General features: G+C 42.9%; 10 protein-coding genes. All 10 read right to left on the bottom strand.

Annotation, left to right across the window (positions count from 1 at the left end):
• A partial coding sequence (locus tag PGLA_RS20425; RefSeq protein ID WP_145939628.1) for an Ig-like domain-containing protein occupies window positions 1-1,083 on the bottom strand: 1,083 nt, incomplete at its 3' end.
• The gene (locus PGLA_RS20420) at window positions 1,080-2,300 is read right to left on the bottom strand and encodes an S-layer homology domain-containing protein (RefSeq protein ID WP_068536397.1); all 1,221 of its coding nucleotides are present in this window, start codon (window positions 2,298-2,300) and stop codon (window positions 1,080-1,082) included. The genes PGLA_RS20420 and PGLA_RS20425, both read right to left, overlap by 4 nt.
• 667 nt (window positions 2,301-2,967) lie before the next feature.
• A complete protein-coding gene (locus PGLA_RS20415) occupies window positions 2,968-3,423 on the bottom strand; it encodes an RNA 2'-phosphotransferase (protein ID WP_068536395.1) in 456 nt (151 codons plus the stop codon).
• Window positions 3,424-3,503: 80 nt separating this feature from the next.
• Window positions 3,504-3,857, bottom strand: coding sequence for a hypothetical protein (locus PGLA_RS20410; RefSeq protein WP_068536392.1), 354 nt, complete (start codon window positions 3,855-3,857; stop codon window positions 3,504-3,506).
• Window positions 3,858-3,910: 53 nt separating this feature from the next.
• Window positions 3,911-4,453, bottom strand: coding sequence for an RHS repeat-associated core domain-containing protein (locus PGLA_RS27080; protein WP_084411334.1), 543 nt, complete (start codon window positions 4,451-4,453; stop codon window positions 3,911-3,913).
• On the bottom strand, window positions 4,420-4,605 hold the full coding sequence (locus tag PGLA_RS29190; RefSeq protein WP_068536390.1) for a hypothetical protein: 186 nt from the start codon (window positions 4,603-4,605) through the stop codon (window positions 4,420-4,422). Before PGLA_RS29190 ends, PGLA_RS27080 begins: the two co-directional genes overlap by 34 nt.
• Before the next feature lie 60 nt (window positions 4,606-4,665).
• Entirely contained in the window at window positions 4,666-4,866 is a 201-nt protein-coding gene (locus PGLA_RS20395; protein ID WP_068536388.1) for a hypothetical protein, read from the bottom strand.
• A 16-nt stretch (window positions 4,867-4,882) separates the two neighbouring features.
• Entirely contained in the window at window positions 4,883-5,437 is a 555-nt protein-coding gene (locus tag PGLA_RS20390; RefSeq protein WP_068536386.1) for an RHS repeat-associated core domain-containing protein, read from the bottom strand.
• A 698-nt stretch (window positions 5,438-6,135) separates the two neighbouring features.
• Window positions 6,136-6,348 carry a hypothetical protein gene (locus PGLA_RS20385; protein ID WP_068536384.1) on the bottom strand — a complete coding sequence of 71 codons (213 nt, stop codon included), beginning with the start codon at window positions 6,346-6,348 and terminating at the stop codon, window positions 6,136-6,138.
• A 24-nt stretch (window positions 6,349-6,372) separates the two neighbouring features.
• The gene (locus PGLA_RS20380) at window positions 6,373-11,115 is read right to left on the bottom strand and encodes an RHS repeat-associated core domain-containing protein (RefSeq protein WP_068536382.1); all 4,743 of its coding nucleotides are present in this window, start codon (window positions 11,113-11,115) and stop codon (window positions 6,373-6,375) included.
• Window positions 11,116-11,127: the final 12 nt, after the last annotated feature.

Genomic DNA, 11,127 nt, shown 5'->3' with positions numbered 1-11,127 from the left:
TGTTGGTATACCTAGCAGAACATCAAATTCTTCATTATCACGTGTATCCGCTCTAATGACAGCATTCACATTCGGATCAAAATCAAGCCCATTCATGGTCTCTCCAGGAGATGGATCTGTACATTCTACACTTGGATCAGGATCTGTTGGTGGATCCTCACCTACGGTGATAGTAGCAGAATCAGTTAAGGTATAAACCCCCGATTTCCATGTTGCTGTTATAGTTGTTTGACCTCTAGCTACTGCCGTAACCAATCCAGTAGGAGATACGGTTGCAACTGACTCATTGGAGGATTTCCATTCTGTTTCACTTCTTGTTGTCACATCCGTTGAAATCCAGTTTCCTCCTTCCGTTGCTTGTGTTTTCACTGTTGCTTTTTCCTGCTTAGTGCCATTTACCCGCAGGACAGCATCTGCTATGACAAAGATTTCTTTTGTTTCTTCAATTGTACCTTCCCATAAAATATCCAAATTAATAAAGTAGGTCATATGTGATTTAGTTCCAAAAGTACCTCTATCACCAGTGGTATTTCCACCTAGATGCATCCGCGTTGTAAAGGTCCCATTTCCTTTTGAAAATCGTGATACCGTTGGAGGAATACTATCTCCTCTCCTCTTGAATGCTTTGATATATTCTACATCGCGGTGTTGTCTGGGTACTTTCGCTATCGGATAATCACGCCCAAGCGTATCTTCAAATACTTTATCAGGATTATATGTAGGACTTTCAAGCTCAATCACCGCGTCAACGTCCGTAAATACCGGTACATCTCCTGAGGGAGTTGATAAATTTGCAAAAGGTCCATAATGATTAGGAGCTAAATCATAATACCACTCCCTCGCATCACTTTGATATAAAGTTGCTTTTAAGTGAGATTGTTTCCATGATCGTACCGGAATAATCCATTTTTGTCTTTTTCCAGGGTTAGCGCCAACTAAGTGTGGAGCCTTAAATACCGGCAAGGGTAGCGTTTCGACTACGTCGTCTGCTGCACTCGCAATTCTTACACATAGTAGAGTGATTGCTAGTAATATACTTAATCCTAATCGTATTGTTAGTTTCTTATCAAGTATTATCCTCATTTATAGGAATTTGGAATTGTTAGCTCAAATTCACTTCCATCCTTCGTCTCCAATTCGACTGGACTGTATCTATTCTCTTTATCAAAGCCGCTCGTTGTCCATAACCTCTGTTCCACGCCTTTTAACAAGTAGGTATTAACATTATTATGTGTCATACGTTCAACGCCGTATTTCTCAGGTGCATTTCCTGAGAACGCTCCACCTATAGCTAGAGATTGGCTGTTAGAACTCATCATCATGTCTGAACCTAACTTATCCTTTTTAGATTTAATGGTCATTTCTACCATAGCTGTATAATCATCATCCTGATCTCTTTCCCAATCCAAGAACATTGATGTGTAAATACTTTTACTTGTTGCATTTTTTTCTATGTCTAAAACAATCATCCGATACACTTTTATATCCGCCACATCATATCTCATTTTTACATCTTTCCCAATAATATCTGTGAAACTCATTCCATCTCTTCTATATCGGAATGGCGTAAATGATGTCACATTTGTTCCTGTTAGTCCTACTTCCCGAAGCTCATTCAATCCCACAAAATCGGTAGCCGCCTTTGTCTGTACACTTTCATATCTAAGAAGAATAGTAGCTGCTTCCGCACGTGTCGCTTTCCCCTGCAAACCGAATTTCCCATCTGGATACCCACTAATCAATCCTGTTCCCAGGGCAACAGATACATAAGGATATTGACTCTTCACGATACCGCCCTTGTAGTACTCAACAATAGGAATAACGGTATCTTTTGTATCTGACAATGCCTTCTTGTAATCTGCATCTTTCGTGGCCAGAGCAGAAGTCATCCATTTGGACATTTCGTAGCGCGTGATCTCCGTATTCGGTTTAAATCCAGTTGCATAGTCTTTCACATCAATAATGCCCTTTGCTATCGCCGTGTTCACTTCTTGTTGACTCCAATGGCCTTGAAGATCGGCAAACTCCCCTTTCCCCTCTACTATTACGTTATCCGATACACGGGACATAAGAGCAGCAAATTCAGCTCGTGAGACCGAGTTTTTGGGTTTGAAAGTTCCATCGGGTAACCCCTTGAAGTATCCTTTTGCAACTGATGTATCAATCGCTTGCTTAGCCCAAAATGATACGGGTACATCTGAGAATCCACTAGCATTTACTGCCGTGACCGGCTTTGCTGAAATCATCATAGAACTTACACCAATTACCCCACACAATAGAGCAGTCATGTATTTTTTCATTTTTTATTCCTCCTCTAATTTATAAATCTCATTTATATCATCGTTAGGTAATAGAATGAATATCATTCGGCCATTCTCATATTAATATTTGATATGGGATTCATACCCTTTTTCGCCTTTACAATTCTACTATATTCATTTTGAATTAATTGTCGTTTTATGTATTATTTTATTATATTTTTATCATTGTTGTCGGATTCTTGTCGGAAATGTAGGTCTATTTCCCGTATGTTTGAGGGGAAACGTAAACCAAATAAAAGAAACCTTGAGAGGCAACGCCCAAAAGTTACGTCACACCTGACAAATACAACCTTTCTGAAAAGGATTATAGAAACCCAATACGCTTCCGTAGTTCTACTATAATACAGTCAGTTGCGGGTAAATTTTAAAAACGCAAGAAAACAAAAATAACAAAAGCAGGTCAATCATGGTTGTATCTGACCATAATTAACCTGTTGATGTACGATGTAACTACTACACGCTTTTTAGGTTATACTTTTCAAGCATTTATGTACGTATAAAAATCAAGAAAATATTGTAGTGGTATTACATGAGTTAAGTGTGTTATTGGTTAAATAATAGATTCATTCGGCACTGGATAGCCCTCATCGAAAAAGAAACCTTGAAAGACATGTAACCCATCAAGGTTCAAACAACTCATTTGATATTATTCAACAGAAATGAACCTAGAATGAACAAAATCCGCCAACCAAACTGCATTATTACCTCGGTAAAGCTTTATCCCTTCATTTGAAGCCTTTTCAGCGTGAACCTTTAGCAGTACAGGATGTGAGTCTTTACGTTTTCCTACTAAATTCCTTGCTGTCCCATGATAAAGAATCGAAGGAGGAATTCCAACTTTCTTAAGTACTTTTTGAGGCACAGAATGACCGTATAATGCTCTTATCCTCTTATTCAAAATCTCATGCCGTTTTTTATCTGATGCATCAACCATCCTTCTCAAATCACTTTCGGTTATTGATTCCCACTTCTTATCAGTATGTAGTGATAGAAGTAAATGTTCAATATCTACCCAACCCTCACTATCCAACTCTAACTCATATTCACCAGGTGCATGACGTAACGCATATGAAACCTCTTTGCTAAGTTTTGAATAATCCAATGGCACATCACCCTACTATAATATTTGTGAACAAAAATCCTAAAAGAGAAGCTAATTCTCTTTTGAGATTTAGAGTTTTGTTACTCAAACTCAATCATTTCATCTATTGCATCTTTAAACCAATCCCAGAATGTAGGATGTGATTTACGTTGTTCATAACCAGAAGTTGCAAAGTCATGGATAATCTGCACTTCTTCACTCTTTCCTATTTCAAAACAAGCAATGTCATCGTTATCATCCCTGCGAGCAAAGGGGATTAACAATCGATCTGGATATCTCTTTTGTAATCCCTTTAATCTTTGAAGTGCCTGATCCTCATTCATTATATACCATAAATCAAAATCCAATATATTAAGTCTAACTGCCTTTAGGAAGTCATCAGGATATTTAAAATCCTTTGGTAATTGAGAAGTATCTGGCAATTTAAATCCCATGCTTAGTTACCATCCCTTCCAGTAATATTTGACCCGTTAGGATACTTATTTTTCTACGCAGCACCTTGTTTACCAATTCTTAAATTAATGGCTTCTTCCCATGTTGTAGGAACACCTTTCTTCGTCGTAAAACGGTCAATATAACCATCCGGCAACGGTGTATTTGTATCATGAACAATAGCCTTAACATCAACGTTTGCAAATTTCGCCGATAATACACGAGTATTATCAATAGTGGTCAATTTCCCATCTGGCATTCTGACAACTTCAATAGGAGAACCTGCCCATCCGTTTGCCTTCATACTTTCTATTATCTCTGCTGCGTCATTCACTTTATTTTGGCTAAATCGAATATCATTCGGGTTGATTGTCTGAACATTACCCTTACCCTCAGATACCCCATCAGGACACGCTCCCTTCATTAATCCCAACGGATCAATATAACGAATCGGGTCTCCATTGACATACGCATAGCGGTTCAGCTTCTGTCCATCCATCAGATCTCCACGCAAGATATCTCGGTTCAAGAAGCGTTGTAGCACCGGATGGTAGTACCGTGCCCTCATATAATAGAGTCCGTTTGGATCAGATTGCACACCGTCCCTTCCGTTATAGCCAAGGGTTGGTTGGTCTTTCCTTCGTGCTTTTCTAATTCGCCGTAAGGTCCATAGGTAAATCGGTCGGTCAGACTACCTTGTTCATCTGTTAACAGAATACTACTACTTGGAACAACAATACCTTTACTCATATCCTAAGTTATTAAACAGAGAACACCTTGAATAAGCACATTTATCCAAGGTGTTTTCTACTAATCTAATTTCACATACCACTGATACATATATGGGAGTTCATCATCAAATACCACAGTTCCCAACCACTCATCCTCATCTTGAAATACGAGTACTCGCTCGTTGGGTACTACATCTAACTTCATCACTTCTTCATGTGATAATCCTGGATTACTCGGTCCAAGATAATTAAAATTGCAATCAATTTCAAACCTTTTCATGTACATTCTCCTTAACTCACTTCCACTTGTTTGGAACTATATTGAATATTCTAGATAACGCTTCTGCTTGTTCCTTTGTCAGTGGTGTATTGGGTGGAATAATTGAACCATGTAGCGAGTTATTTTTCGTTGGATCTTTAATAACATCCCAACCCTCACCTAATCTTCTGATATCTCCTACTGTAGTTACTGTAAGACTACCATTTTTAAAAGCTTCAAGCGTTGTTGATAGTTCATCTAAATTGTTAGACCCAGTATTACATGAAATGTGACCCCGTGCATCTTTATTTTGATTTAAGAGTAAATTATCAGGGCTACTTTGACCCCCTCTAACAACCAAAGCATCGTCATCAAGTTTACCCTTACCCTCTAATCTTAGATTAACTCCAATATTATCCCCAGCAGTAGGACGATCAAGATGATTACGATCGCGGTCTGGTATCTTATCACCACATAACCCCTTCATTAATCCCATCGGGTCAATATAACGTATCGGATCTCCGTTTACATATGCGTAGCGATTCAACGTCTGCCCATCGATCAGATCTCCACGGAGGATGCCTCGGTTCAAGAAACAACAATTAACCTTGAAGACAAATAGCCGTCAAAGATAATCTTGGGGTATTCCTTTTCAATTGGTAGATGGATCAAACCGAACCAGTCTTTGCTTGTTTTCCAAATGCATTTGCATCAAACGAAACATCTACTCCTTCCATGTTTAGCCCCAAACCGAAATTTTTTAACGAATTTCGGACTATATTAAAGGGCAAGGTGGCTATCCTAAAATGTATCTTACCTATATATATGTTGACTGGTCGTCACCAGATTGTTTTCACACTATAATCATCGTTACCGTTACTATGGTCAGTTAAGTTGCGGACAAAGTGCTATTTTTTTGTTTGACTCCCCTTAATATAGTTGTCATACACTGGCTTCTTGAAAGTTGCGTTTCATGTCATGTCCTTCCCACCGTCCATATCGCTGTAGGGTATTCTACAGTTGCGAATGAATTTGAAAAAACCGTAAGAAAACGAAGATAACAAAAAAAACAGATCAATCATGGTGGTATCTGACCATAATCGTCTTATTAATTGTATCTGTATAGCGTTATCACACTTAAAGCGATTATGTGCATACAAAGGAAATCTAGAACTCCTTGTAGGGGTTTACATGGGATAAGTGTGCTATTGGTGGATAAACTATTCATCTGTCACTGGGTGTCTACCAAAAAAAACCTTGAACAGATAATATCTGCCCAAGGTAACTTCATTAGATTGTATCGTCAACTGCTTTTTTTAATGCTGTAATAAGTGAGTTAGTCTGATCTTTGTCTAACCAAATTTCTAAATCCCCACCCATTCTCTGAGAAACACATAAACCAATCTCTTGTTTATCAAAAACACTTACAATAATAACTCCTTGATTTTCTTCATCTGCCGAATCTACTACAATTGTTGCAATTTCATTCCTTTTTCCATCCATTCTTTCATCCCCTATTTATTTATATCATGGAATCTCATCACCTGGTAGATACCTTTGATGAGGGTTACCAGGTGTATCCAAATGCCAATGCGGACCTTTATGAAAATCTGGTGCATTAGGGTGGTATGGATGTTTTTCATAGGTGATTTTTGTATTGTCATTTGGTCGCCATTCTACCTTATCTCTACCAGCAGTCCTCGGGCCATCAGGGATTTTAGTACCTGGCATACCTATAAAATCATCCATTTCTTTAGGCGTTGTTGGCCATCTAGGAGTAGGATTAACCTTATCCTCTAATCTCAGATTAACTCCAATATTATCCCCAGCAGTAGGACGATCAAGATGATTACGATCGCGGTCTGGTATCTTATCTCCACATAACCCCTTCATTAACCCCAACGGATCAATGTAACGAATCGGGTCTCCGTTAACATACGCATAGCGATTCAGCGTCTGTCCGTCCATCAGATCTCCACGCAAGATATCTCGGTTCAAGAACCGTTGTAAGACCGGATGGTAGTATCGCGCCCTCATATAATAGAGTCCATTCGGGTCAGATTGTACGCCATCCCTTCCGTTATAACCAAAGGGTTGGTTGGTCTTTCCTTCGTGCTTCTCTAATTCACCGTACGGTCCATAGGTATAGCGGTCAGTCACGCTGCCTTGTTCATCCGTTAAGAGCGTTGTACTACCACGGATATCACTATGGTAACTTTGGTAATTACCTTGGGCATCTTCTCGTCCGATTAGCCCTAGACCATATACATAATAGGCTTTCGGCGTTCCCTCAGCGTCTAACTCCATCAGCACACGACTTAATTCTGGAAGTGCATCCACGACATACCGTGTCGTCTTCCCTTTCCACGTCATCGACGTCCGATTGCCTTGAGCATCATACGTATACTGCGCTTTACCCGATTTCACGAGTCGGTTACGTGCATCATATTCGTAGGATGCCATCGTCTTCCCTTCGCTCATGTACAGTAGGTTCCCGTCGGCATCCATTTCGACCGGGTATCCTCCTATACTAAACAAACGGTTATCTTTTGTATAGGCGATCGGGGGATACGCTTCTTGGTCACTATCCGTTCTTGTCATCATATTCCCGGCTAGGTCATAGCTGTATGCGATCCGTCGACCCGGCCACGATCCACTACTCATCCGTCTTAAGTTATCATACGTATATTGCTTGTCTTCCTCTTGGATGATCTGGCCGATTGCGTTGTAGGTGTAGTGATACTGTTGCATCATCACACCTTGTGGGGTTTGGTCACTGAGGTGATCCATCTGTCCGGCTCCATCGTAACTTCGCCGTTCCCGACTGCCATTCGGACGCTGAGTCTCGATTAATCGTCCACTTCGATCATATCTGTATCGGGTCAGTCTGCCGTTCCAATCTTTCACTTCACTTAGCTCACCAGCCATCGTATATCTATAATGGACTTCTTTCCCGTCTGGATAGGTCAGCTTCGTGATTCTACTTGCCGCATCATACGTATACCCGATACTCTGGCCCCATGCTCCTGTAACCGCCGTTACTCTTCCGAGGTCATCATAGGTACGGGTTGTTGTTACTTCATTTTCGGTCACGGTCGTCATGTATCCGTTAAGGTCATAGTCTAACTTCGTTGTTCCTGCTTCATCTACTAATTCGATGAGCTGGCCCGCCGCGTCATATCGGTAGTCTGTGCGTTGTCCCCTTGCATTCGTTCTTTCGTTCCGCCAACCACGCGCATCATACCCATACTTCAGCACGCTATTAGCTGCATTCTTCTCGGATGTTAGCAATCCACTTCGATCATACTGAAGTTCTGTACGATTCGCATTCGCATCGGTATAGGCTGTAAGCCGGTCTTCCCCGTCGTATTCTTGGCGATATACGGCTAAGTCCGCCTCGATGACTTCCGTTAAGCGAGAAGCTGCATCATAGCTCATACGGGTTATCCGTCCCAATGCATCCTGTTCCTCTACCGGCTGGTATAGCGCATTGAAGCGAATGTTCTTCGTATGTTTCAATCCGTCGGTTTCGGCAATCGGGTTGCCTGCGGCATCATAGGTCAATTCTTTGACGATTCGACCTTCACCGTCGATCGCCGACTTCATGCGTCCTGCGCCATCATACGTATACTGAACTTCACGATCTAACGGATCTATGACCGTGAGGACACGTCCTGCACGATCATACCGAAGTTTGGTCGTCTCCCCTAAGGCATTACGATGTTCTTCTAACCGATCTTCTGCATCATACCGATAACGAACGGTCTCGCCTAACGCATTCGTCACGGATTCCAATGTTCCTGTCGGCGCGTATCGATAGACCGTCGCTTGACCAGAAGGGTTCATCTCTTCCAACATTCGATCAAATGCATCATAGCTGAAATGCCACTTGCGCCCGAGTGGATCGGTGAGCTCAGCCAGATTATCGTTGGCATCGTATGTACGGCATGTCTGTCCTCCCAGTGGATCCTCGAGCATGGTGATTCGGCCGACGGTATCATAAGAGATCTGTGTGGCTCTGCCTTCGCCGTCTTCCATCGTCGACAGTTCGCCCGCTTCATTGTACTGGTAACGGTGCAGTACGCCATTGAAATCTCGGTAGGTAGCACGTTGTCCTTGAGCATTGTAGGTGATTTCACTCGTCGTTCCTTCTGGACGGGTGATGCCCACTAAGCGCTGTTGTTCATCGTAGGTATACTTCGTGATATGCCCTTCTGCATTCGTTTCTTGATCTAACAAATGCTCAGGGTTATAGGTGAAGCTCGTAATATCTCCTAGTGGATTGATCGCACGAATCAGGTGACCTTGATCGTCGTATTCATAGCGTATGGTTTCCCCTAACGCATTGGTCCGACTCTCTTCTTGACCTCGTGCTGTATAGGTGAATTGTTCTTTCTTCCCATCTGGCATCTGATTCTCGATCAGCAGATAACGCTTATCATGGACTAGCTGTTGCTCATGACCCAACGCATTGGTGACGGTTGTCACGATGAATCCAGGACGGCTTTGCGTATCGTAATGAAGACGGGTTACTCGACCTAACGCATCGGATTGTTCGATAATGCGATCGTCTTCGTCAAAGGTGTTCACGAACTGAATGTCACCGGCTACCGCCAGGCTGATGATGCGTCCATCGGAATCATAGGTTAAGTCGGTTGCGTGTCGATTAGGATCCTTGAAGCGTATGAGATGGCGGTATTCATTATATGAGAAGCTGACTTGACGTGCTGGATCACCCACATCTTGGATTAACGCATGTCCGTTGTAGTTGACATGTAACGCCCGTTGCGTCCGTTGATCCACGAGTTGAAGCAGCTGACCAGCTTCATTGTGTACGACTTCCAACGATAACCCTTCGGCATTCGTATGTCGGTGAAGCTGTCCTTCAGTCGTGAAATGGTACACCGCTCGAGGACTGCGCGTTATCAGTTCATAGCCAGCTTCGGTCTTGAGCAGTTCATCCCACTGTACGTCGAGATCCGCGGAGCGGTAACGCCCATCCTCCTGTTGTACAAATCGGTTAGCACGGCTCGCATTCCACCACATCGTGATCGCTTCGGGTTCAACATCCGACATTTCTAGACGCATGGCGTAGTTGTGCGTCCAAGCTACCCCAAGATCACTGGTCTGTAATAACGCAGAATGATAATGTAGCTCGAACGACCAGGTCGCGGCGCCATACAATTTGATCGCCGGATGAATAATGTACTGATCTCCCGTAGCTGCATGGATAGGGTCTTTCACATTACTTTCTAATTTGGTCTGGCTTGGATTCTGTGTCTGTTTCGGCGGTGATGAATCCACGGCATCCATTTTATTAACGAGATTCCCATCACTCTTAGAGATCGGGTTAGAACCACTGATATGATCCGCAGATTTGACCTTCTTCGTAAGGGCAGCTGCCGTTCCTCCCCCAGCAACCGTGGCGGTTGCAGCAGCTGCAATCATGGCTTCCTTTTCGCTTAGGGATGGTGATCCATCTTTGGTTGGCGGGGCATCTACTGTACCGGTATTTTTCCCTGGGTTTCCATCAGGGGCTAAATCCGATGATGCCCCCCTGTTGTTATCTGTCTTCCCCGTAGGTAGGTCAGGTTGGTCGCCATTCTTGGATAGTGAATCACCCGTTTTGGAGTCAACTCCTTTACCTCCATGAACGTCATCTAGGTGTTTGGACCCCTGTCCCAACACTTCTTCGCCAACGTTCCCTGCCCGATTGACCGTCTTCGCCATATCCGCTACATCGTCACCATAACGTGTGACTTGTGAAGCCACATCGATGGCTTCATCCGCTAATTTAAATAACTTGGCACCAGAGCTTACACCTTTACCTAAGGGACCTAATACGGCTAACGCTCGCTCCCAAGGTGCTAACTTATCCCCTGTGATCAAATCACGCCCTACGATCGCTTCAAGAATCCCCTTGGCATTCCCAAGAATCGGTACGAAATCTAGTCCCATACTCGTCGCAACGGCAGCGAATTTCAATAGTGCACCAAAGTCAAATGGTTTTCCTTTGCCGTCTGCTTCTTCGAATTGGTCCCCTTTGCGCTCAGACAGTCGTGACAACTCTTCCAATTCTTTATGTAATTCGTTCAAGCGCTGGTCAATAGCTTGGTAATTACTGTCCACATCCGGACGTCGGCGGCTCTGTAATGTCAAGCCGCTCATCGCTCTTCGCAGTTCAGAGCGTAACGTTTCGATATCCTCTGAAGCACGGTGTAACTCTTTGCCTGTACTCAGCAGACTGGAGACTTCCACTTCAATTTTCAAACCGTGTCCCCT

It is taken from the genome of Paenibacillus glacialis, from assembly GCF_001637205.1.
Classification (GTDB): Bacteria; Bacillota; Bacilli; order Paenibacillales; family Paenibacillaceae; genus Paenibacillus_AQ; species Paenibacillus_AQ glacialis.
The sequence above is the reverse complement of the archived record's forward strand: the minus strand, read 5'-3'. Positions and strand labels throughout refer to the sequence as shown.